25 protein-coding genes are annotated in these 20,467 nt (G+C 66.8%); 11 read left to right on the plus strand and 14 right to left on the minus strand.

What is annotated here, in order from left to right:
* The first annotated feature begins 109 nt into the window (after window positions 1–109).
* From ftsE to IAG41_RS19175, 4 genes are read left to right on the plus strand one after another with little or no spacing between them, the layout of a single operon-like run.
* Complete coding sequence (ftsE, locus tag IAG41_RS19160) at window positions 110–811, plus strand: cell division ATP-binding protein FtsE (protein WP_187730274.1); 702 nt, start codon at window positions 110–112, stop codon at window positions 809–811.
* Window positions 808–1,692 (plus strand): cell division protein FtsX, encoded by an 885-nt coding sequence (locus IAG41_RS19165; RefSeq protein WP_187730275.1) that lies wholly within the window; start codon window positions 808–810, stop codon window positions 1,690–1,692. The genes ftsE and IAG41_RS19165 overlap by 4 nt, the downstream gene beginning before the upstream one ends.
* Window positions 1,689–2,219, plus strand: a complete 531-nt coding sequence (locus tag IAG41_RS19170) for a YdcF family protein (RefSeq protein WP_187730276.1) — start codon at window positions 1,689–1,691, stop codon at window positions 2,217–2,219. Before IAG41_RS19165 ends, IAG41_RS19170 begins: the two co-directional genes overlap by 4 nt.
* Window positions 2,220–2,221: 2 nt before the next feature.
* The gene (locus IAG41_RS19175; RefSeq protein ID WP_187730508.1) at window positions 2,222–2,905 is read left to right on the plus strand and encodes a lysophospholipid acyltransferase family protein; all 684 of its coding nucleotides are present in this window, start codon (window positions 2,222–2,224) and stop codon (window positions 2,903–2,905) included.
* Between the two features lie 12 nt (window positions 2,906–2,917).
* On the opposite strand, the gene IAG41_RS19180 is transcribed toward IAG41_RS19175, so the two are convergent.
* From IAG41_RS19180 to hisC, 4 genes are all read right to left on the minus strand, one after another.
* Window positions 2,918–3,853 carry an SDR family NAD(P)-dependent oxidoreductase gene (locus IAG41_RS19180; RefSeq protein WP_187730277.1) on the minus strand — a complete coding sequence of 312 codons (936 nt, stop codon included), beginning with the start codon at window positions 3,851–3,853 and terminating at the stop codon, window positions 2,918–2,920.
* Between the two features lie 56 nt (window positions 3,854–3,909).
* Entirely contained in the window at window positions 3,910–4,335 is a 426-nt protein-coding gene (locus IAG41_RS19185) for a MarR family winged helix-turn-helix transcriptional regulator (RefSeq protein ID WP_222950778.1), read from the minus strand.
* A gap of 301 nt (window positions 4,336–4,636) precedes the next feature.
* Window positions 4,637–5,545: a prephenate/arogenate dehydrogenase family protein gene (locus IAG41_RS19190; RefSeq protein ID WP_187730279.1), complete on the minus strand. Its 909-nt coding sequence runs from the start codon at window positions 5,543–5,545 to the stop codon at window positions 4,637–4,639.
* Window positions 5,545–6,639: a histidinol-phosphate transaminase gene (hisC, locus tag IAG41_RS19195; RefSeq protein WP_187730280.1), complete on the minus strand. Its 1,095-nt coding sequence runs from the start codon at window positions 6,637–6,639 to the stop codon at window positions 5,545–5,547. The genes IAG41_RS19190 and hisC overlap by 1 nt, the downstream gene beginning before the upstream one ends.
* A gap of 63 nt (window positions 6,640–6,702) precedes the next feature.
* Between hisC and IAG41_RS19200 the strand changes: the two genes are divergently transcribed.
* The 5 genes from IAG41_RS19200 to IAG41_RS19220 are packed head-to-tail and all read left to right on the plus strand — an operon-like array spanning window position 6,703 to window position 11,299.
* On the plus strand, window positions 6,703–8,262 hold the full coding sequence (locus IAG41_RS19200) for a flavin monoamine oxidase family protein (protein ID WP_187730281.1): 1,560 nt from the start codon (window positions 6,703–6,705) through the stop codon (window positions 8,260–8,262).
* A 31-nt stretch (window positions 8,263–8,293) separates the two neighbouring features.
* Window positions 8,294–9,415: a homoserine O-acetyltransferase MetX gene (locus IAG41_RS19205; RefSeq protein ID WP_187730282.1), complete on the plus strand. Its 1,122-nt coding sequence runs from the start codon at window positions 8,294–8,296 to the stop codon at window positions 9,413–9,415.
* Window positions 9,415–9,837, plus strand: coding sequence for a GNAT family N-acetyltransferase (locus tag IAG41_RS19210; protein ID WP_187730283.1), 423 nt, complete (start codon window positions 9,415–9,417; stop codon window positions 9,835–9,837). The genes IAG41_RS19205 and IAG41_RS19210 overlap by 1 nt, the downstream gene beginning before the upstream one ends.
* The gene (gene metW, locus IAG41_RS19215) at window positions 9,834–10,430 is read left to right on the plus strand and encodes a methionine biosynthesis protein MetW (protein ID WP_187730284.1); all 597 of its coding nucleotides are present in this window, start codon (window positions 9,834–9,836) and stop codon (window positions 10,428–10,430) included. Before IAG41_RS19210 ends, metW begins: the two co-directional genes overlap by 4 nt.
* The gene (locus tag IAG41_RS19220) at window positions 10,427–11,299 is read left to right on the plus strand and encodes a pirin family protein (RefSeq protein ID WP_187730285.1); all 873 of its coding nucleotides are present in this window, start codon (window positions 10,427–10,429) and stop codon (window positions 11,297–11,299) included. Before metW ends, IAG41_RS19220 begins: the two co-directional genes overlap by 4 nt.
* Before the next feature lie 134 nt (window positions 11,300–11,433).
* Here the strand turns inward: IAG41_RS19220 and IAG41_RS19225 are convergent, their stop codons facing one another.
* Together IAG41_RS19225 and ssb are read right to left on the minus strand one after the other, a co-directional pair.
* Window positions 11,434–11,877, minus strand: a complete 444-nt coding sequence (locus IAG41_RS19225; RefSeq protein ID WP_187730286.1) for a hypothetical protein — start codon at window positions 11,875–11,877, stop codon at window positions 11,434–11,436.
* Window positions 11,878–11,896: 19 nt separating this feature from the next.
* A complete protein-coding gene (ssb, locus tag IAG41_RS19230) occupies window positions 11,897–12,445 on the minus strand; it encodes a single-stranded DNA-binding protein (protein ID WP_187730287.1) in 549 nt (182 codons plus the stop codon).
* Window positions 12,446–12,511: 66 nt separating this feature from the next.
* Here ssb and IAG41_RS19235 point away from each other — a divergent pair, with 66 nt between their 5' ends.
* Window positions 12,512–12,685 carry a DUF4169 family protein gene (locus IAG41_RS19235; protein ID WP_187730288.1) on the plus strand — a complete coding sequence of 58 codons (174 nt, stop codon included), beginning with the start codon at window positions 12,512–12,514 and terminating at the stop codon, window positions 12,683–12,685.
* 228 nt (window positions 12,686–12,913) lie between these two features.
* Here the strand turns inward: IAG41_RS19235 and IAG41_RS19240 are convergent, their stop codons facing one another.
* From IAG41_RS19240 to IAG41_RS19255, 4 genes are all read right to left on the minus strand, one after another.
* Window positions 12,914–14,770 (minus strand): ferrous iron transporter B, encoded by a 1,857-nt coding sequence (locus IAG41_RS19240; RefSeq protein ID WP_187730289.1) that lies wholly within the window; start codon window positions 14,768–14,770, stop codon window positions 12,914–12,916.
* A gap of 1 nt (window position 14,771) precedes the next feature.
* Entirely contained in the window at window positions 14,772–15,044 is a 273-nt protein-coding gene (locus tag IAG41_RS19245) for a ferrous iron transport protein A (protein ID WP_187730290.1), read from the minus strand.
* 65 nt (window positions 15,045–15,109) lie between these two features.
* Window positions 15,110–15,766, minus strand: coding sequence for a COQ9 family protein (locus IAG41_RS19250; RefSeq protein WP_187730291.1), 657 nt, complete (start codon window positions 15,764–15,766; stop codon window positions 15,110–15,112).
* Window positions 15,766–16,695, minus strand: a complete 930-nt coding sequence (locus tag IAG41_RS19255; RefSeq protein WP_187730292.1) for a DMT family transporter — start codon at window positions 16,693–16,695, stop codon at window positions 15,766–15,768. The genes IAG41_RS19250 and IAG41_RS19255 overlap by 1 nt, the downstream gene beginning before the upstream one ends.
* A 56-nt stretch (window positions 16,696–16,751) precedes the next feature.
* Between IAG41_RS19255 and IAG41_RS19260 the strand changes: the two genes are divergently transcribed.
* On the plus strand, window positions 16,752–17,861 hold the full coding sequence (locus IAG41_RS19260; protein ID WP_187730293.1) for an alkene reductase: 1,110 nt from the start codon (window positions 16,752–16,754) through the stop codon (window positions 17,859–17,861).
* On the opposite strand, the gene IAG41_RS19265 is transcribed toward IAG41_RS19260, so the two are convergent.
* From IAG41_RS19265 to IAG41_RS19280, 4 genes are read right to left on the minus strand one after another with little or no spacing between them, the layout of a single operon-like run.
* Window positions 17,849–18,259, minus strand: coding sequence for a hypothetical protein (locus IAG41_RS19265; protein ID WP_187730294.1), 411 nt, complete (start codon window positions 18,257–18,259; stop codon window positions 17,849–17,851). The genes IAG41_RS19260 and IAG41_RS19265 overlap by 13 nt on opposite strands.
* A gap of 11 nt (window positions 18,260–18,270) precedes the next feature.
* Entirely contained in the window at window positions 18,271–18,690 is a 420-nt protein-coding gene (gene ribH / locus IAG41_RS19270; protein WP_187730295.1) for a 6,7-dimethyl-8-ribityllumazine synthase, read from the minus strand.
* Complete coding sequence (ribB, locus tag IAG41_RS19275) at window positions 18,690–19,826, minus strand: 3,4-dihydroxy-2-butanone-4-phosphate synthase (protein WP_187730296.1); 1,137 nt, start codon at window positions 19,824–19,826, stop codon at window positions 18,690–18,692. The genes ribH and ribB overlap by 1 nt, the downstream gene beginning before the upstream one ends.
* Window positions 19,813–20,421, minus strand: a complete 609-nt coding sequence (locus IAG41_RS19280; RefSeq protein WP_187730297.1) for a riboflavin synthase — start codon at window positions 20,419–20,421, stop codon at window positions 19,813–19,815. The genes ribB and IAG41_RS19280 overlap by 14 nt, the downstream gene beginning before the upstream one ends.
* Between the last annotated feature and the right edge of the window lie 46 nt (window positions 20,422–20,467).

A 20,467-nucleotide genomic window follows, 5' to 3' on the forward strand; every position in this document is an offset into this window, starting at 1 on the left:
AGCAAGTGTCACGCAGCAGACACATTCGCCTCCCCTTGCGCTTGAGCCATAGGGGCGGCTGTGCGATGGCTGATCGGCCGAACGGATAGGGAGGACGGCCGAGCGGCGCATGGCGAACATCGTTCAATTCGAGAATGTCGGCCTGCGCTATGCGACGGGCCCCGAGACGCTTTCGGACGTCAGCTTCACGCTCCGCACCGGCGCCTTCTATTTCCTCACCGGCCCCTCCGGCGCGGGCAAGACCTCGCTGCTCAAATTGCTCTACCTCGCCAAGCGCCCCACGCGCGGCGTGATCCGCCTGTTCGGCGAGGATGCCGGCGCGCTGCCCCGCCAGCGGCTGCCCGGCTTCCGCCGCCGTATCGGCGTCGTGTTCCAGGACTTCCGGCTGGTTGCGCATCTCTCGGCGTACGACAATATCGCGCTGCCGCTGCGCGTCGCCGGCGTTTCCGAAAGCGATATCGAGGCGCCGGTGCGCGAGATGCTCGCCTGGGTGGGCCTCACCGATCGCGGCCGCGCCAAGCCGCCGACGCTGTCGGGCGGCGAGCAGCAGCGCATCGCCATCGCCCGCGCGGTGATCGGCCGGCCCGAGATCCTCGTCGCCGACGAGCCGACCGGAAACGTCGATCCCGACATGGCCGAGCGGCTGCTCCATCTGTTCGATTCGCTCAATCGGCTGGGCACGACCGTGGTCGTCGCCACCCACGACTTCCACCTGATCAACCGCATTCCGAACGCGCATATGATGCGGCTCGAAAAGGGTCAGGTGATCGATCCCACCGGTTCGCTGCGCAATCCGCCGGGTGAGGCATGAGGCTCCGGCTCAATCCGAACGCCGCCGATCGGCGCCTGCTCGACGAGAGCCGGCGCACCCGCGCGATGACCTGGATCATGGCGATCATGGTGTTCCTCACCGTGCTCGCCGGCGCATTGGGGCTCGGCATGTTCGCCGCCACCGCGCAGCTCGACCGCGAGCTTGCCGGGCGGCTGACCGTCCAGATCGTCGAACCCGATCCCCAGCTTCGCGATAGCCAGGCCGCCGGCGTGCTCGCCGAATTGCGCAAGCTGCCCGGCGTCACCCGCGCTGAGGAGGCCGACCGCGCCCATCTCGCCGAACTGCTCAAGCCCTGGCTCGGCGACGCGGGGCTCGATCCTGATCTGCCGATGCCGGCGATGATCGACGTCGATATGCGCGGGGGCGACGGTGCCGCGGTCGAGCGGGCCGCGCGGCGGATCGCGCCCGGCGCGCGGGTCGATCGCCATGCGCAATGGCTCTCCCCCGTCCGAACCTTCATGACGACGATGACCTGGCTCGCGGTCGGGCTGATGCTGCTGATCGCCACCGCCACCGCCGCCGTCGTGCTGCTCGCCGCACGTTCGGGGCTGGACACGCACCGCGACACGATCGAAGTGCTCCACATGCTCGGATCCACCGATATCCAGGTCGCGCGTCTCTTCCAGCGCCGGATCGCGTTCGACACGTTGGTCGGCGGGCTGGGCGGCACCGTGGCCGCGCTGGCGCTGATCTGGGCTCTCCAGTCGCGGATAGACGCGCTCGGCTCCGAATTGATGAGCGGCGTCGCGCTCCAGCAGCGCGACTGGTTCCTCCTGTTGCTGCTCCCGCTCGGTTTCGCGTTGCTCGCGACGGTCGCGGCGCGGCTGGCGGTGCTCGGCGCGCTGAGGAGGACGCTGTGATCTGGCGTCTCGTCGTGCTGCTGATCCTCGCCTGGGCGGTGGGGTTCGGCATCTTCCTGCTGACGCTCGGCAAGCCCCTCGAGGCGCGCAGGACCGATGCGATCGTCGTACTCACCGGCGGCTCCGGACGGATCGCGCGCGGGCTCGACGTGCTGCGCGCCGGCGACGCCCAGCGGATGCTGGTGAGCGGGGTCGATCCCGATGTCCGCCCGCACGAGCTCGCCGCCCAGTTCAAGAACGATCGCAAGCTGTTCGATTGCTGCGTCGACCTCGGCCATGAATCGGTCGACACGCGCTCGAACGCCGAGGAAACCGCGCGCTGGGTGCGCCAGCACGGCTATAAGAGCGTGCGGCTGGTGACGTCGGACTGGCACATGGCGCGCGCACGGATGGAGCTTTCGCACACGCTCGACCAGGTCGAGATCGTCGGCGACGGCGTACGCAGCAAGCCCGGCTACGGCATGCTGTTCCGCGAATATCACAAGTTCCTGGTGCGACGAGCGGCTTTGTGGCTGGGCGCCGACTGACGATGAACCGGCTGCGCTCGCTGCTGTTTGCGATCGTCTTCTACGGCGTCTCGGCGCTGCTGGTGCTGTTCGTCCCGCTGGCCGGGCTGTTCGGGCGCAAGGCGCTGCGTAGCTATGCGATGGCCTGGGTGTCGGTGCTTCGCTGGTGCACCGCCACCATCCTCGGCATCCGCACCCGGATCGAAGGGACGATCCCCCAGGGCCCGGTGCTGTTCGCCGCCAAGCATGAATCGATCTACGAGGCGATGGAGCTCACCCGGCTGCTCGGCTCGCCTGCCACGGTGATGAAGCGCGAGCTCGCGTCGATCCCGATCTGGGGCTGGGCGGCGCGGCGCTACGGCGTGATCGTCGTCGATCGCAGCGCCAACGCCGCGGCGCTGCGCACGATGATGAAGGACGCCAAGGCCGCGCTCGCCGAGGGCCGGTCGATCATGATCTTTCCCGAGGGCACCCGGGTGAACCCCGGCGAGGCGCCCGAACTGCGCTCGGGCTTTGCCGGCCTTTATCGGATCCTGGGCCTGCCGGTGATCCCGGTCGCGGTGAAGAGCGGCCATGTCTGGCCGCTCAAGGGGCACAAGCGCTCCGGCACGATCACCTTCAGCTTTGGCGAGCCGATCCCCCCGGGCTTGCCCCGCGCCGAGGCCGAGGCTCTGGTCCATGCGGGGATCAACCGGCTGAACGGCTAGGCGCCAGGCCTTTCAGGCTGCCGCCTCTGGCTTCGTGAACATGGCCGCGTTGCGCTTGACGAAATCATACATGCTCAACGGCTTCTCACCCGTGAGCCGAAACACATCGTCGGTCATGCGGTCATAGAGGCCCGCCGCATGCAGATCCCCCATCACCGCCAGATGGCTGACCAGGTGCGGCGGCATGCCATATTCGCGCAGCTTGCCGGTCCACGCTTCTACCGGCACGTCGCGATAGCGGATCGTCCGGCCCAGCACCGCGGAGAAGACCCGGGCATAATGGTCGAGATCGGCCGATTCCGGTCCGGTCAGATCGTAGGCCCGGCCGATATGCGGGGCCGGATCGTCGAGGATCGCGGCGACCGCGCGCGCCACGTCGATGGTGGAGATCGGCGAGGTCCTGCTAGTGCCGAATGGCGCTGCGAGCTCGTCGTGCGCCAGGATATTGACTGCCGCCAAATTCCCGAAAAAGCCTTCCATGAAGACCGTCGGCCGTACCGTGACGACCGGGAGCCCGGACCAGGCCAGCGCCTGCTCCGCCAGCCAGTGCAGCTTGTGCTGCGGGCTGGGTGTAGTCTCGGTGATGCTCATCGACGAGACCGTCATCTGCGACATGTTCACGAATGCCTCGACGCGGTGATGGCGCGCCACCGCTGCCACATTGACGGTCGCCTCGAGATACGCCGCCGACACCGACATGCCGAAATAGATGCGCTTAACGCCCTCGATCACGCGGTGCATGTCGGTGAGATCGGTAAGATCGCCCTGCACCACCTCGGCGCCCATCCGGCGGAGCGCCTCGGCGCGTTCGTCTTCGCGCCGGACGAGGGCGCGAACCTTGTGCCCCTTGGCGAGCAGCATTTCGGTGAGGTGGCGGCCGATGGCGCCGACAGCACCGGCCGCGCCGGTGACGAGAATGGGCCGGTCGTGCGAAGGTTGGGAAGTCATATCACTGTCCTTGATTTGTAGGGGCAATTATTGTTGTATATACAACATTAGTAGCTTCAGTCCGCGAGCTCATGGATGGGCAGGTTGTCCGCCACGCCGATCAGGGCGGCAACGCCTTGATCGCCGAGCAGCTTGTGTGCCTCTTCCTGCGCCGCCCGCCATGCCGGCGCGGCCGTGACCAGCAGCTTGCGCCCGGCCTCCGACAGGATGATCGGTCGGCTGCGGCCTTCCGCCGCCAACTCCTCGATCCAGCCGTCCTTTAGCAGAAGCGCGAGGTTCCGCGTCAGGGTCGAGCGTTCCTGATAATTGGCCCGCCCGATCTCGGCGCGGCTCGCCCCGCCGAGCTTGGCGATCGTCACCAGCAGCGAAACCTGCGTCGAATTGATCCCGAGGGGCCGTATCGCAGCATCGTACAAGCTGGTGATGACGCGCGAGATCCGGCGCGTGCGCGTCAATAGGCAATCGCGGGTAACTTCCGCCACCACGGACGCCCCGGCACTCTGATTGTTCGTGTTCGTCGTCATGGGTCAATTATGGTGTATATACAACATAACGTCAAGACCGAGGGGAGCCCAACGCTTGCAATGTAGGATTTCGTCTGGGAGCCTGACCAGGCTCTTTCTCATCGCGAATATAATCCGTTCGCGCGCGCACGAGGAGCCCGTGACATTTGAGACTTTAGGGTAACCGGCTACCGTTCAGGCGCGGTCGCACTACGAAAATCGGGGAAGAAGATTTTTCGACATAGCAGGTGTCAACCGTGTCAACTTAGCCGGGCGTCGCTCACTCGTGCGAGCGGCCGAAATCGGGTGCGGCATCGTCCTGACCCTGCTCGATAATCGAGCGGCGGATGGCGCGCGTTTTCGTGAACAGGTCGAACAATTCGTCGCCCTTGCCCCAGCGGATCGCCCGCTGCAGCGCGCTCAGATCCTCGGAGAAGCGCTGGAGCATGTCGAGCACCGCCTCGCGATTGGCGAGGAACACGTCGCGCCACATCGTCGGATCGGATGCGGCGATGCGGGTGAAGTCGCGGAAGCCGCCCGCCGAATATTTGATCACCTCGGACTGGGTCACCTCTTCCATGTCCGATGCGGTGCCGACGATCGTGTAGGCGATGAGGTGCGGCAGATGGCTGGTGACCGCGAGCACCCGGTCGTGATGGTCCGGCGCCATCGTCTCGACCAGCGCGCCCAGCCTCCGCCAGAATTCGGACACCCGTTCGATGGCGAGCGCATCGGTCCCCTCGGGCGGCGTGATGATGCACCAGCGATGGTGGAACAGGGTCGCGAAGCCGGCCTCTGGCCCGCTATTCTCGGTACCTGCCACCGGATGGGCGGGCACGAACACGGCATTGGGCAGCGCGGTAGCCACAGCCTCGATGACCATCGCCTTGCACGAGCCGACATCGCTGACGATCGCTTCGGCCGGCAGGTCCGCCGCCAGCTCCGCCGCCGCCGCGCCCATAGCGCCGACCGGCACGCACAGGATGACGAGATCGGCATCGATCACCGCCGTACCGGCGCTGTCGGCGACATCGTCGCACAATTCGATCCGCACCGCCGTCTCGCGCACCGCCGGATCCATGTCGTACCCGGTCAGCCGCACCGTCGGCATGTGCTGCCGGACCGCGCGGGCGATCGAGGAGCCGATCAGGCCCAGACCGATGATGGTGACGCGGGCGAAGGGCAGCATCAGGCGCCCGCCATCTTCCGGAGCGCCGCGATCACGCCGCGCGTCTCGTCCTCGGTGCCGATGGTGATGCGCAGCCCGTGCGGGAGCCCCTGCCCCGGCAGCCAGCGGACGATATAGCCGGCGTCCATCAGGCCCTTGTACGCCGCCTCGGCGGTCAGCTGGCCTTCGAACAGCACCAGCACGAAGTTCGCCTGGCTGGGCACCGCGCGGAGGCCCGCATTGCCCAGCTTGGCGATCTCGTCCGCGAACCAGCGGCGCCACTCGGCATTGTGCGCCTTGGTGTGGGCGACGAAATCAGTATCGCCCAAAGCCGCGACCGCCGCCGCGGTGCCCGCGATGGTGATCGAAAAGGGCAGGCGGATGCGGTGCATCGCCTCGATGATCGGCGCCGAGGCGTAGCCCCAGCCGATCCGCTCGGCGGCGAGGCCGTACATCTTCGAGAAGGTGCGCGTCACCAGCACGTTAGACGCGGTGCGGGCGAGCTCCATGCCTCCATCGTCATCGTCGCCCTCGATATATTCGGCATAGGCATGATCGAGCACGAGCAGGACATGGTTCGGGAGGCCGGCGTGCAGGCGCAGGATCTCCGAGCGCGGCGCATAGGTGCCGGTCGGGTTGTTTGGATTGGCGACGAAGACGATCTTCGTCTTGTCGGTCACCGAGGCGAGGATCGCGTCGACATCGGTCGCATAGTCCTTGTCGGGCGCCACCACCGGGGTCGCGCCGACGCGCCGGGTGGCGATCGGATACACGGTGAAGCCGTAATGGACGTAGATGATCTCGTCGCCCGGCCCCGCGAACGCGCCGGCGGCGAGGTGGAGCACTTCGTCCGATCCGTTGCCATAGATGATCCGCGCCGGATCGAGGTCGTACTTCGCCGCTAGCACCTCGCGCAGTTCGGTGCCGCTCGCGTCGGGATAGCGCTCCAGGCTGGTCGCCGCGGTCAGGAACGCCTCACGTGCCTTAGGCGAGGTGCCGAGCGGGTTCTCGTTCGACGAGAGCTTGTGGACCTTGCGGCCGTCATCGGTGGTCGACCGCCCCGGCACATAGGGGGCGATTTCCATGATCCAGGGCTTGGGAACGGGTGCGGTCATGGGCGGCGGATTGGCGGAACGGCCGGCGAATGGCAAGCTGCACGAAACTGCAAGGAGGGCGACATGCGGGGGAGCGGTACTTTGTGGCGCGCGCTGGAGGCGGCACGGCGAAGCAATCTCGGTGCGGCCGGCGAGGCTCTGCCTGCAACGGGCAGCCCGGGGGCGACGCGGCGGGCGCTGCTCAAGGGCATGTTGGCCGCGGGTCTGGTCCCCGCCCTTTCCCGCCCCGCGCATGCCTTCCGCGGCGGGCGCGTGGCGATCATCGGCGGCGGCATCGCTGGGCTCAGCGCACTCCACCGGCTGCGCGAGGAGGGCGTGGACGCCCGGATCTACGAAGCCCGTGGCCGGATCGGCGGGCGGATGTTCACCCATCGCCCCGCCCAGGGGCCTGCGTTCGAAGTGGGCGGTCAGCTGGTCAACACCGATCATGCCGACATGCACGAACTCGCCAAGGCGTTCGGCATCGGCCTGATCGACCGCAAGGCCGATCCGCACCGCACGCTGATCCTGTCCGGCGACCGCGAAATCGCCGAGGACGCGCTGACCGAGGCGCTGCGCCCGATCGCCGATCAGATCGATCGCGATTCGAAGCGGATGGACGCCAGCCCGCGGATATTCGCCGAACTCGACCGGCTTTCGATCCGCGACTATCTCGACCGGCACACGGCGCTGACCAGCGATCCCTGGCTGCGCGGTCTGCTGGAGGCGACGAGCCGCACCGAATATGGCGTCGAGCCCGACAAGGCATCGGCGGTCACTTTGATCTGGAACCTGCCGACCGTGGACGGCAAGCGGATCGAAGTGCTCGGCGAATCGGACGAACGCTTCGTCATCGAAGGCGGCAGCGAGGCCCTGGCCCGGGCGGTCGCCGACAAGCACCGTGATCGTATCGAGACCGGCAAGCGCCTGCTCCGCATCGCTTCGGCGCGTGGCGGGATGCGGCTCGATTTCCTCGACGGCAGCCATGTCGAGGCCGAGACGGTGATCGTCGCCGTCCCCGCCCCCCTCACCCGTCAGATCGATTTCGCGGTGCCGCTGCCCGCGCTGTGGCGCGCCTATATCGCCGAGATGGCGCTCGGACGCTGCGAGAAGGTCCAAGTGGCGACGCAGAAGCTCCCCTGGCAGCAACCGATGGGGTTGGGCGGCGAGCTTTGGCAGACCGATGCGGCTGCGGGCTATGCGCTGGGCTGGGACGGCAGCGTCCACCTTCCGGATCGCATCGATCATGCATGGACCTGGTTTCTCGGAGGCAACGAAGTCGACGCGCCGGAGCAGGCAGCGGCGCTGGCGGCCGCGTTCGCGTCGAGCGCGGAGAAGGCGATCCCCGGCATCGGCGCGGCCTCGACAGCGGGCCCCTTCCGGCGCACCGCCTGGCACCGCGACCCGCTGACGCTCGGTGCCTATTCAACCTTCGCGCCGGGCCAGCTCACCCGCTTCGGCCATCTGATGTGGCTCGAGGACGCGCATGGCGGAGCCTCCCAGGTCGCCGGAGCGGGCCGCATCCTGTTCGCCGGCGAGCACCTATCCGATGCCTATCCGGGCTATATGAACGGCGCGGCACAGACCGGGCGGCTGGCCGCAGAGGCGGTCACCGGCAAACGGAGGATGCGCCGCGCGGCTTGAACCCTGCCTCGCGCATCCCTAGTCAGGCGCCATGTCTGGTGACCCGCGCTTCGGCCTTGCCCGCTCGGTGACGCTGCCGGGGCCGCTGCGCCTCGATGGCGGCGTGCTGCTGTCGCCGGTCGACATTGCCTATGAGACCTATGGCACACTGGCGCCCGACGGCGGCAACGCGATTTTGGTCTGCCACGCGCTGACCGGCGACCAGCATGTCGCCTCCACCCACCCCGTCACCGGCAAGCCCGGCTGGTGGGCGCGGATGGTCGGGCCGAGCAAGCCGATCGACACCGATCGCTATTTCGTGATCAGCTCGAACGTGCTCGGCAGCTGCCTGGGCTCCTCGGGGCCTGCCAGCATCAATCCGGCGACGGGCAAACCCTGGGCGATGGCCTTTCCGGTCATCACCATCCGCGACATGGTTCGCGCCCAGGCGATGCTGCTCGACCATCTCGGCGTCGAGCAGCTGTTCGCGGTGGTCGGCGGGTCGATGGGCGGCATGCAGGCGCTGAGCTGGGCGGCGACTTTCCCGGAGCGCATCGCCTCGGCCGTGGTGATCGCCTCCGCCGCACGGCATTCGGCGCAGAACATCGCCTTCCACGAAGTTGGGCGCCAGGCGGTGATGGCCGATCCCAGATGGCGCGGCGGCGACTATTACGAGAGCAACGACCCGCCCACAGCCGGCCTCGCCGTGGCGCGGATGGCGGCGCATATCACCTATCTCTCCGAAGCGGGGCTCACCGCCAAGTTCGGGCGCAAGCTGCAGAGCCGGGAGAGCAAGACCTTCGGCTTCGACGCTGATTTCCAGGTCGAGAGCTATCTGCGCCACCAAGGGTTGAGCTTCGTCGATCGGTTCGACGCCAACTCCTACCTCTACATTACGCGAGCATTAGACTATTTCGACCTGGCCGAGGAGCATGGCGGGATGCTCGCCAGCGCATTCCGGTACAATCCGCCGCGCTTCTGCCTGGTGAGCTTCGACACCGACTGGCTCTATCCCACCTCCGAATCACGCACGATCGTCCATGCACTCAACGCGGCCGGCGCCCGGGCGAGCTTCGTCGAACTCAAATCGCCGTTCGGGCATGACGCGTTCCTGCTCGAAAGCCCAGAGCTCGACCGGGTGATCGGCGGCTTCCTGCGCGCGGGAGAGGCTTGATGGCGTACCGGCTTTCGTTCGACCCTGCCGACCAGCAGATCGACCTGATCCATGCGTTCCTGAGCGGCGCCTATTGGTCGAAGGGGATTCCGCGCCACATCGTCGAGGCGGCGGTTGCGAACAGCTTCAGCGTCGGCATGTACGACGAGGACAATGAGCAGGTCGCCTTTGCCCGGGTGATCACCGACCGGGCGACCTTCGCCTATCTGGCGGACGTATTCGTGCTGCCGGAGCATCGCGGCCAAGGGCTGGCGCGGCAGATGCTGGAGGCGCTGCAGGCACATCCCGAGCTGCAGGGCCTGCGCCGCTGGCTGCTGTTCACCCGCGACATGCAGCCACTCTATGCCAAGCTCGGCTGGACACCGATCCCACATCCGGAGCGCTGCATGGAGCGGCACGAAGTGGATCTATACGAGCGATGAGCCTTCGCCCTGATCTTGCGATCATCGCCGCCAACGTCGCGCCGGGCAGCCGCGTGCTCGATGTCGGCTGCGGCGACGGCGCGCTGATGGCGGCGCTGCGCGACCAGCGGCAATGCGACGCGCGCGGGCTGGAGATCGATCCGGACAATGTCGCCGCCGCCATGGCCCGGGGTCTCTCGGTGGTGCAGGGCGACGCCGAGAGCGACCTGGCCGACTATCCCGATGCCAGCTTCGACTATGCGATCCTCAGCCAGACGCTCCAGACGACCAAGCGACCCGACTGGGTGCTCGAGCAGCTGCTCCGGATCGGGCGCCAAGCCTTCGTCTCCTTCCCCAATTTCGCGCATTGGCGGGTGCGCGCATCGCTGCTGTTCGGAGGGCGGATGCCGGTGACCCGGCTGCTGCCGCTCAAATGGTATGCCACGCCCAACATCCACCATGTAACCGTCGATGATTTTCGCGCCCTGCTGAAGGAACGCGGGATCGCGATTCAAGGCTGCTGGTTCCTTAGCGGAGACCAGGGCACCGGCTCCGCCATGGCGAACCTGTTCGCCGAGCATGCGGTGTTCCTGCTCAGCAAGGAGGATTCATGACCAGCCGCACTGTTACGCGCCTGCACTCCGCGATCCGCGACGATATCGGCGACCTGGTGACCCACCGGCCCTTGCCCGGCGCTAGAATCGGTAATGTCGGCGCGTTCCTGTTCCTCAACCATCACGGGCCGCAGCTCTATCCGCCGAACAATCGCGGCCTGCCCTTCGGCCCGCATCCGCATCGCGGGTTCGAGACGGTGACCTTCATCCTCGACGGCGAGCTGGCGCACACCGATTCCGCCGGCCATGAGAGCATCATCCGCAAGGGCGGCGTGCAGTGGATGACCGCGGGCAGCGGCATCGTCCATGCCGAGATCTCGCCCGCCGATTTCCGGCGCGACGGCGGGCCGATGGAGATCCTCCAGCTCTGGGTGAACCTGCCCGCGAGGCTGAAGATGACCAGTCCGCGCTATGTGGGCGTGCAGGCGGAAGCGATTCCAACGGTTGAGGCGGATCACGCCAAGATCCACCTTGTCTCGGGGGACTATGCGGGCCACGGCGGCGCGATCGAATCGATCAGCGGCGTGTTTATGACCTGGGTCGAGGCGCGACCGGGCGCCGAATTGACCTTCAAGGGGCTGCGCGGCCGCGACGTCTTCCTCTATTCCGCGCGCGGCGCGATCGACGTGGCGGGTACGCGCGTGCCGCAGTTCAACCTGGCCGAACTGAGCGATGGCGGCGCGGTGACGATAGCCGCGCACGAGCCGGCGCTGTTCCTGTTCGGCCATGCCGAGCCGATCGACGAGCCGATCGCCGCGCACGGACCGTTCGTGATGAACACGATCGAGGAGATCCGACAGGCCTATGCAGATTACCAGGCGGGCAAGTTCGGCGTAGCGGAGATCGTCGAAGCCCGACCTCCAAAATAACCAAGTTCGCGCCAACGCGCGCAATTGTGAAATTTTGTTTCGTCGCGAATCAAGTTTCAAAGAGCGGCCGCACAGGGCGACGCTTCGAACCGAGCAGGTGAAATCCTACATTGCAAGCCGCGCCGAAGGGCGGCTCAGATATCCTTGCCCCAGTTGACGGTTACCCGGGTCTGGCCGTCGACCGTATCGACCACCACCATCAGGCTGCGCCGGCGCTCCTCGCCCGCCGAGTACATCTTGTCGGTCGCCATGCGCTGGGCGAGCCCCGAGGCATTGGCCTGTCCGCGCGACCAGCCAAGCACCTCGGCCGGCTTGGCGTTGGTCACATAGACGATCGTGCCGCTGACATGATCCTGCTGCCCATCGGGGCCGGAGACGCAGCTTATGATCTTCGCATTGGTATAAAGCGGCACGAAATCGGGCGGCGCCTGGCCGCAATCGGTTGCCGCGGTCAGCGCTGCCGGCTTGCCCTCGGCGGCGGCCGCCGCGACATTCTGGCCGACCGGATCATCCGTGGTCTTGGGAGAGCCGCCGCACGCGGCGAGGAGCAACCCCGCCGTCAGCACTGCCTGTCGCATGAAGCTCTCCCTCACAGAATCAGAACGGGACGTCGTCGTCGAGATCGTCCGGGAAGCCGCCGCCCAGAGCACCGCTGCCAGCGGCGGCGCCACCGCCACGCTGGCCGCCGCTGTTGAAATTGCCGCCGCCGCGGCTCGAGGACTGGCCGGCGAATTCATCGCCGCCGCCCCAATCCTCGGCGCCGCCGCCGCGCGACGCGCCGCCGCCCGCGCCCGGTGCGCCGTCAAGCATGGTCAGCACCGAATTGAAGCCCTGAAGGATGATCTCGGTCGAATAGCGGTCGGCACCCGACTGGTCCTGCCATTTCCGAGTCTGCAGCGCGCCTTCGATATAGACCTTGCTGCCCTTGCGCAGATATTTCTCGGCAACGGTCGCGAGGCCTTCGTTGAAGACCTTTACCGTATGCCACTCGGTCTTTTCCTTGCGCTCGCCGGTGCCGCGATCCTTCCAGCTTTCCGACGTGGCGATGCGCAGTTCGACCACCTTGCCGCCGTTCTGAAAGCTGCGCGATTCCGGGTCCCGGCCAAGATTGCCGACGAGAATCACCTTGTTAACACTGCCCGCCATGGAAACTCCGCCTAGCAATCAATAAAAGAGGCGCCCAGAGGCGCGCGAACGAACGGGGTACTATCGATGGCGGACATCATCAACCTTAACCAAGCCCGCAAGCAACGCGCCCGCGCAGAGAAAAGTGCCAAGGCCGAGGAGAACCGGGTGCGCTTCGGCCGGACCAAGGCGCAAAAGGCGGGGGATGCTGCCGAAACCGCGAGGATCGGCCAGTTGCTGGACGATTCGAAGCGAGACTAGTCCGGCTCGGCGCCGGATAAGTTGACACGGTTGACACCTGCTATGTCGAAAAATCTTCTTCCCCGACTTTTCGTCGTAGCGAGCGCTCCGAGCGGTAGCCGGATACCCTAACGTCCCAAACTCACAGGTTCTTCGCGCGCCTGCGCGCGTGACCGGATCATATTCGCGATGAGAAAGAGCCGCCCCCGGATCGGCTCCGAAATCCTACATTGCAAGGCCTGGCCGGCCCTACAGCCCCAGCCCCACCGCGCTCCAATAGGTGATCCCCGCCGCGGCATAAGCGAGCGCGAACAGATAGCCGACCATGAAGGCGGGCCATTTCCAGCCATTGGTCTCGCGCCGCGTGACGGCGATCGTCGAGATGCATTGCGGCGCGAAGACGAACCACATCAGGAAGGCAAGCGCGGTCGGCAGGGACCAGTGCGCCTGTAGATTCTGGCGGATCGTCGCCTTACCGGCGTCTCCTTCGGGATCATCGACAGCGTAGACGGTACCGATCGCCGCGACCGCAACCTCACGCGCCGCCATTGCCGGGATCAGCGCAAGCGCGATGTCGCGGTTGAAGCCGATCGGCGCGACCAGCACCTGGAGGCCGTTGCCGATCCGCCCGGCGATCGAATAATCGACCTTGGAGATGTTGCTCCCCTCGGGCGGCTTGGGGAAGCTGAGCAGCGCCCAGAGCACCACGGTGGTGAACAGGATGATCGTGCCGGCGCGCTTGAGGAAGATTTCCGCGCGTTGCCACAGCCCAAGCACCACGTCGCGCAAGCGCGGCAGCTGGTATTTGGGCATTTCCATCATGAAGCCCGAGGTCGCGCCCTTCGTCACGGTGTGGCGGAGCACGAGCGCCGCGCCGAACGCGCCGACGATGCCGAAGATGTAGAGGCAGAAGAGCACGAAGCCCTGCAGACCGATGCCGGGCAGGATGTTTCGATCGGGAATCAGCGCGCCGATGATGATCGTGTAGACCGGCAGCCGCGCCGAGCAGGTCATCAGTGGGGCGATCAGGATCGTCGTCAGCCGGTCCTTCTCGTCCGCGATAGTGCGGGTCGCCATGATGCCGGGAACCGCGCAGGCGAAGCTGGAAAGCAAGGGAATGAAGGCGCGGCCCGACAGGCCGACGCTCGCCATCACCCGGTCCATCAGGAAGGCGGCGCGGACCATATAGCCTGTCGCCTCGAGCACGAGGATGAAGGCGAACAGGATCAGGATCTGCGGCAGGAACACCACCACCGCGCCGACGCCGGCGATAACGCCGTCCAGGATCAGCGACCGGAGGAAGCCGGCGGGCAACAAGCCGCCCACCGCATCGGACAGCATTGCCATGCCCGCCTCGATCCAGCCGATCGGGGTTTCGGACCAGGCGAACACCGCCTGGAACATCAGGAACATCAGCCCGAGCAGGATGATCGGGCCGGAGACCGGATGAAGCGCGATCGCATCGAGACGGTGGGTCCAGCGGCGCGCGGCGGTCTCCGACACCGTGACCGCGGTGGCGATCTGGCGGGCGCGGCGCTGCAGCACGACGATATCGTGCTGAACGCCGGCGCTGGGGCGGATCTTGTGGACACCCTTCACCACTTCGGCGAGCCGGACCTTGAGGTCGTCGAGACCGCGACGGCGTACGGCGACGGTAGGCACCACGGGGACGCCGAGCTCGCGCTCGAGCGCATCGGCATCGAGCGTCAACCCGTCGCGCTCGGCGAGATCGACCATGTTGAGCGCGACGACGATCGGCAGGCCAAGCGCGATCAACTGAAGCGTGAAGCGCAGGTGATTGTCGAGGTTCGACGCGTCGATCACGGTGATGATCGCGTCGGGCAGCCGCTCACCCTCCTGCTTGCCGAACAGCACGTCGCGGGTGACCGCCTCGTCGGGGCTCGACGGATCGAGGCTGTAGGCGCCGGGCAGGTCGAGCAGCTCGACCGGGCGGCCATCGGGCAGGGCCATTCGGCCGGCGTGGCGCTCGACAGTGACGCCGGGATAATTGCCGACCTTCTGACGGGCACCGGTCAGCGCGTTGAACAGCGCGCTCTTGCCGGCATTGGGGTTGCCGACCAGCGCAACCAGCGGGGCGGGGTTCATCTCAGGCGGCCGGAGTGACGTGGATCGCGGCGGCGACATGGCGGCGCAGCGCCACGGTCATGCGACCAATGCGGCAGGCGATCGGTCCGCCGCCGAAAAAGCTCGAGCGATGCAGCAATTCGACCTCGACTCCCTCGTCCAACCCGAGCTCGCGCAGGCGCCGCGCCTCGGGCTTTGCGAGCGCGTCCCAATCGACGGCCGAGACCGTTCCGGGGCGTTGGCGCGGTAGATGTGCGAGTCGAACAGGCACGGGAATCGCAGCGGGGGCATTCATGCTGCGATTCATTATCAATAACATCGGGACCGCGCTAGTGGTGGCTTACCCTAGCCTTATAGCAGTCAGGCGACCGGATAGCGCAGCCGGCCGATGAATCGCGACAGGCTGGGGCGATGCTCGGTGCGGGCGATGAACTGCGCCTTGGCCTTCTCGAAGCGCATGATGCCCTCGATCCGGCGGCCCAGAAAGGCGCGGGTATCGGCATGGCCTTCGCTCTCGTCACCCAGGAAGACGGTGACCGTCGCACCATAGACGCCCGCCAGGATCGCGCGCTTGGTATAATGGTTATAGTCGGTCGCGGTGTCACCCGCGGCGCGCCACATCGAATCGGCCGCGCGCCAGCCGAGCCGGGCACCCCTGGCCGCATTCTGGGGCATGGCGAGGATCGCGAGCGCGCGGCCGAGCGCGTCGCGGTGCGGGGCGACCAGATCGAGGCGCGCCTCGACCAGTGCGGTGATCCTCTGGCGAATCTTCATCGCGGCGAGCTGCTCGGGCGTGAAACGCGCCAGCATCGCGGCGTCGATCGTGGCGAACCAGGCATCGATCATCGAGACCGGGCCGTCCGAGAAGGCGAGATGCGCGACGTCGCGGTCAACGCCCGCCGCATCGGCGGCGGCATCGACTGCACGCGCGTTCCAGCCGTCGAATGCGGCATTGGCAGCCAAAGCGGGCGCCAAAGCGGAGCGGAGTTCGTCGAGAGTCGCGTCGGCCAGGTCCATTACGCCGATTTAGGCTCCTGAGCCGGCGAAGCAACCCGCGGTCCGCCGGCGCGGACCAGCACCAGCGCCGCCGCGACCAGGGCCGCACCGATGAAATCGGGCACGCCGAGGCGCTCGCCATAGGCGAACCAGCCCACGGTTCCAGCGACGATCGGCTGGGTGAGCAGCGCAATGCCGACAACGAGCGGCGAGAGATGGCCGATCGCATAGATCATCAGGCCCTGCCCCAGCACCTGGCTGGCCAGCGCGAGCCCGATGAGCACACCCCATTTCTCGGGCCAGATCGTCTCGTTCAGCACCCAGGCCGCAACGAGCAGCGGGAGCGCACTGGCGAGCGTCGACAGAGCGAGCGCGGGAATCGGCGCCATCGCCGAGCGGACGCGCGCCATCAGGATGAAATAGACGGTGTAGAGCGTGCCCGCGATCAGACAGAGCAGGTCGCCGGCAAGATGCTTGGGCGACATCTCGTAGGAGCGGCCGAGCAGCAAAGCGGCGCCGGCCGCGGCGAGCAGCAGTGCGAAGCCCTGCGAGCGCGTCGGCCAGGCGCGCGCGACGAGGAAGCCGTAGATCGGGAACATCAAGGTCGCCGAATTGCCGAACAAGGTGGCGTTGGCGAGCGTGGTGCGCAGGATGCCAAGATGCCAGCTCGCCAGATCGGCGGCGAAGGCGATACCGCCGAACGCGATCAGCAGCCACAGGCCGCGCGCGCTGGCGAAGGGCCGCCGCGAGGTCGCAAAGGCGAGGATGACCAGCAGCGGCGCGGCGAGCGCGATCCGCCAGAATCCCGCCGCGACCGGCCCGACATCGGCGAGCCGCACGAACCAGGGGCCGAAGGCGAGCGCGATGTTGCCGCAGAGCAAAGCCGCCAACGGCAACATATGCGCGGTTTCGCTCGTGAGAGTTTTTCTTGGGGACCCTGAATCGTGCATGGCGCCCTGTAGCGCCCTATTTTCGCTGCGTCACAACAGAAGGGGTTTATCCCGATATGCCGAGCCTGTTCGATCCGATCCAGCTGGGCGCGATCCACGCGCCGAACCGGATCTTCATGTCGCCGCTCACCCGCGGCCGCGCGACCCGCGAGCATGTGCCGACGCCGATCATGGCCGATTACTACGCCCAGCGCGCCGGCGCGGGGCTGATCATCTCCGAAGCGACCGGCATCAGCCGCCAGGGGCTGGGCTGGGCCTATGCGCCGGGGCTGTGGACCGACGAGCAGACCGAGGCGTGGAAGCCGGTGGTGCAGGCGGTGCACGATGCCGGCGGCCGGATCGTCGCGCAGCTCTGGCATATGGGCCGGCTGGTCCATCCAGATTTCCTCGACGGCGAACCGCCCGTCTCGGCCTCCGCGACCACCGCGCCGGGCGGGACGCGCACCTATGCCGGCGAGCATGCGGGCGAGACCAAGCGGCCTTATGGCCCAGCGCGGCCGCTGCGCACCGACGAGATTCCCGGCATCCTCGACGATTATGCGAACGCCGCGACCAACGCGATCCGCGCGGGCTTTGACGGGGTGCAGATTCGCGCCGCCAATGGCTATCTGATCGACCAGTTCCTGCGCGACAATTCGAACTTCCGCGACGATCAATATGGCGGGTCGATCGAGAACCGTATCCGGCTGCTGCGCGAAGTGACCCAGCGCGTGACCGACACGATCGGCGCCGACCGCACCGGCGTGCGCCTGTCGCCCAATGGCGAGGTGCAGGGCGTCAACGACAGCAACCCGGCGCCACTGTTCGAGGCGGCGGCCGGAGCGCTGGACGATATCGGCATCGCCTTTCTCGAGATGCGCGAGCCGCGGCCCGACGGGACGCGCGGCAGGCCCGATCATCCGCCGGTGCATCCGGTGATGCGCAAAGTGTTCAAGGGTCCGCTGGCACTCAACGCCGATTATCATGGCGACGACGCCCAGGCGACGCTGGACGCGGGCGAGGCCGATGCGATCGCGTTCGGCCGACCCTTCCTCGCCAATCCGGACCTGCCGCGACGGATCGCCGAGAAGCTGCCGCTCAACCCGCAGCGCGAGGACCTGTTTTATATCGGCGGGGCCGAGGGCTATACCGATTATCCGAACTGGGACGAGGCTCAAGCCGCCTGATCGAAGCCGTCGACCCACCTGGTAACGCCGGCGCGCGCCTGCTTGTGCAGCTTGGGCTGCACAAGCAGCACGAACAGCAGGATCGGGAAGAACGGCCAGAGCAGGAAGCTGAGCGCGACGCAGACCGCGACGACGATGGCGACCGCGAAGCGGAGATTCTTGATCTGCTGCCGCGACGCATGGTTCAGCCGCACGGTGCGCGGCGCCTTTTCGTCGAACCAGGGCTGGGTGGTGAAGACCGAGCCATCATCCACCCCGGCGGGACTGCGCTGGACCGGCGGTTGCGCCGGAGCGCCGCTGGCGGGATGTTCGTGCACCGGCGCGCCGGTCAGCGTATCGATCACCACGAGCCGCCGGCCCTTTTCCACGACGCGATAGCGGGTGGGCGGCGGCTTCATCTGCATATGCGTCAGCCGAAGCGGCTCTTGAGCGCCAGCATCGCCAGCGCCGCCTTGGCCGCTTCGCCGCCCTTGTCCTTCTCGTCAGGCTTGGCACGCGTCAGCGCCTGGGCTTCGTTCTCGACTGTGAGAATGCCGTTGCCCACGCATACGCCGTCCATCGACAGCGCCATCAGCCCGCGCGCGCTTTCGCCCGCGACGATCTCGAAATGATAGGTCTCGCCGCGGATCACCACGCCCAGCGCAACGAAGCCGTCATAGCGGCCGCTCTCCGCCGCCATCGAAACCGCACCGGGAATCTCGAGTGCGCCGGGGACGGTGATCGTTTCGTGGCTGTGCCCCGCTTCCTCGATCGCGGCGCGCGCTCCGGCGAGCAGCAGATCGTTCAGATGCGAGTAGAACCGCGCTTCGACGATGAGAATCCTGGCCATTAGCTATCCATATCGATCGGCCGCTCGCCGACGATCGACAGGCCATAGCCGTCGAGACCGATGAGGGTGTGGTGGGTGTTGGTGAGCAGGACCATGTCCTGCACGCCGAGCTCGGTGAGGATCGACGCGCCGACGCCGTAATCGCGCAGCTCGTCCATGTCCTTGGGAGCGATCGTGCCCGCTTTGGCCTGGAGCGCGAGCGTGAATTGGTCCGGGCGCGGCTTGTTGATCACGACGACGATGCCGGCGCCTTCCTGGCCGATGATCTCCATCGAGCGGCGCAGCAGCCCGCCGCGCGCGCCCTCCTCGCCGAATATGTCTCCGAACGGCGAAAGCGCGTGCATGCGGACCAATATCGGCTTGGTGGGATCGACCTTGCCCTTGACCAAAGCGACCTGCTCGCTCGCGGTCGCCTTGTTCCAGAAGGTTACCGCGGCCCACTCGCCGCCATATTCGCTGATGAAGCGGGCTTCGGCGCGCTTCTCGACGAGATGGTCGTGGCGGCGGCGATAGGCGATCAGATCGCGGATCGTGCCGATCTTGAGATTGTGGAACTGGGCGAAGGGGACGAGATCGTCCATCCGCGCCATCGTCCCGTCATCCTTCATGATCTCGCAGATCACGCCGGAGGGATTGAGGCCCGCGAGCCGCGCGACGTCCACCGCCGCCTCAGTATGGCCGGTACGCACCAGCACGCCGCCATCGCGCGCGACCAGCGGGAAGACATGGCCGGGCGTGACGATGTCTTCCTTGGACTTCGACGCATCGATCGCGACCGAGATAGTACGCGCGCGGTCCGCCGCCGAAATGCCGGTGGTGACGCCTTCACGCGCCTCGATCGAGACGGTGAACGCGGTTTCGTGGCGCGTGCCGTTGGCACGGCTCATCAGTTCGAGGCCGAGCGCGTCGACGCGCTCCTTGGTCATCGCCAGGCAGATCAGGCCGCGGCCATATTTCGCCATGAAGTTGATCGCATCGGGCGTCGCCATCTGGGCGGGGATGACCAGATCGCCTTCATTCTCGCGATCCTCGTCATCAACCAGAATGAACATCCGGCCGTTGCGGGCCTCGTCGATCAGTTCCTCGGGAGTCGAGAGGAAGCCGTGGCGCAGGCGCGCCAGTTCAGGACTTGGCACGAAGCGCCTCCATACGCTGGAGATAGCGTGCGAGCACGTCGATCTCGAGATTGACCGCCTGGCCGGGCTTCAGATCGCCGAAGGTGGTGACAGCCGCGGTGTGCGGGATGATGTTGAGCATGAATTCGACGCCGTCTTCGGTGTCACGCACGTCGTTGACGGTCAGCGAGACGCCGTCGACGGTAATCGAGCCCTTGGGCGCGACATAGGGCGCGATTTCGGAACCCGCGGCGATCGTCACGCGGTGCGAGCCGCCTTCCTCGTGCACGTCCTTCACCGTGCCGATGCCGTCGACATGGCCGGTGACGATATGGCCGCCCAATTCATCGCCAAGGCGCAGCGCGCGTTCGAGATTGAGTCGGCGGCCGGCGGTCCATTGCCCGTCGGCGGTGCGCGAGGTCGTCTCGCCCGACACGTCGAACGCCATCCAGCCCGGCCCCTTGTCGACCACCGTCAGGCACACTCCCGAACAGGCAATCGAGGCGCCGAGATCGATCGCGTCGGTCTCATAGATGGTGGAGACGCGGACGCGCAGGTCGCCCTGGCGCTCGGCGGCTTCGATTGTGCCGATATCGGAGACGATTCCAGTAAACATCAGGAGTCCCTACAGCGCCTCATGCGGGCGGAAAACCGGTTCCCGC

This window comes from Sphingomonas sp. JC676 (assembly GCF_014489075.1).
Classification (GTDB): Bacteria; Pseudomonadota; Alphaproteobacteria; order Sphingomonadales; family Sphingomonadaceae; genus Sphingomonas.

What these genes read in the sequence shown, in the direction of transcription:
- IAG41_RS19220 (WP_187730285.1), top strand. Translation starts at nt 10,427, where the DNA reads ATGACCAGCCGCACTGTTACGCGCCTGCACTCCGCGATCCGCGACGAT.
- IAG41_RS19210 (WP_187730283.1), top strand. Translation starts at nt 9,415, where the DNA reads ATGGCGTACCGGCTTTCGTTCGACCCTGCCGACCAGCAGATCGACCTG.
- IAG41_RS19180 (WP_187730277.1), bottom strand. Translation starts at nt 3,853, where the DNA reads ATGACTTCCCAACCTTCGCACGACCGGCCCATTCTCGTCACCGGCGCG.
- IAG41_RS19240 (WP_187730289.1), bottom strand. Translation starts at nt 14,770, where the DNA reads ATGAACCCCGCCCCGCTGGTTGCGCTGGTCGGCAACCCCAATGCCGGC.
- IAG41_RS19190 (WP_187730279.1), bottom strand. Translation starts at nt 5,545, where the DNA reads ATGCTGCCCTTCGCCCGCGTCACCATCATCGGTCTGGGCCTGATCGGC.
- IAG41_RS19255 (WP_187730292.1), bottom strand. Translation starts at nt 16,695, where the DNA reads ATGCACGATTCAGGGTCCCCAAGAAAAACTCTCACGAGCGAAACCGCG.
- IAG41_RS19260 (WP_187730293.1), top strand. Translation starts at nt 16,752, where the DNA reads ATGCCGAGCCTGTTCGATCCGATCCAGCTGGGCGCGATCCACGCGCCG.
- ssb (WP_187730287.1), bottom strand. Translation starts at nt 12,445, where the DNA reads ATGGCGGGCAGTGTTAACAAGGTGATTCTCGTCGGCAATCTTGGCCGG.
- IAG41_RS19165 (WP_187730275.1), top strand. Translation starts at nt 808, where the DNA reads ATGAGGCTCCGGCTCAATCCGAACGCCGCCGATCGGCGCCTGCTCGAC.
- IAG41_RS19200 (WP_187730281.1), top strand. Translation starts at nt 6,703, where the DNA reads ATGCGGGGGAGCGGTACTTTGTGGCGCGCGCTGGAGGCGGCACGGCGA.
- IAG41_RS19245 (WP_187730290.1), bottom strand. Translation starts at nt 15,044, where the DNA reads ATGAATGCCCCCGCTGCGATTCCCGTGCCTGTTCGACTCGCACATCTA.
- IAG41_RS19235 (WP_187730288.1), top strand. Translation starts at nt 12,512, where the DNA reads ATGGCGGACATCATCAACCTTAACCAAGCCCGCAAGCAACGCGCCCGC.
- metW (WP_187730284.1), top strand. Translation starts at nt 9,834, where the DNA reads ATGAGCCTTCGCCCTGATCTTGCGATCATCGCCGCCAACGTCGCGCCG.
- IAG41_RS19175 (WP_187730508.1), top strand. Translation starts at nt 2,222, where the DNA reads ATGAACCGGCTGCGCTCGCTGCTGTTTGCGATCGTCTTCTACGGCGTC.
- IAG41_RS19265 (WP_187730294.1), bottom strand. Translation starts at nt 18,259, where the DNA reads ATGAAGCCGCCGCCCACCCGCTATCGCGTCGTGGAAAAGGGCCGGCGG.
- ribH (WP_187730295.1), bottom strand. Translation starts at nt 18,690, where the DNA reads ATGGCCAGGATTCTCATCGTCGAAGCGCGGTTCTACTCGCATCTGAAC.
- ftsE (WP_187730274.1), top strand. Translation starts at nt 110, where the DNA reads ATGGCGAACATCGTTCAATTCGAGAATGTCGGCCTGCGCTATGCGACG.
- IAG41_RS19250 (WP_187730291.1), bottom strand. Translation starts at nt 15,766, where the DNA reads ATGGACCTGGCCGACGCGACTCTCGACGAACTCCGCTCCGCTTTGGCG.
- IAG41_RS19205 (WP_187730282.1), top strand. Translation starts at nt 8,294, where the DNA reads ATGTCTGGTGACCCGCGCTTCGGCCTTGCCCGCTCGGTGACGCTGCCG.
- hisC (WP_187730280.1), bottom strand. Translation starts at nt 6,639, where the DNA reads ATGACCGCACCCGTTCCCAAGCCCTGGATCATGGAAATCGCCCCCTAT.
- IAG41_RS19225 (WP_187730286.1), bottom strand. Translation starts at nt 11,877, where the DNA reads ATGCGACAGGCAGTGCTGACGGCGGGGTTGCTCCTCGCCGCGTGCGGC.
- IAG41_RS19280 (WP_187730297.1), bottom strand. Translation starts at nt 20,421, where the DNA reads ATGTTTACTGGAATCGTCTCCGATATCGGCACAATCGAAGCCGCCGAG.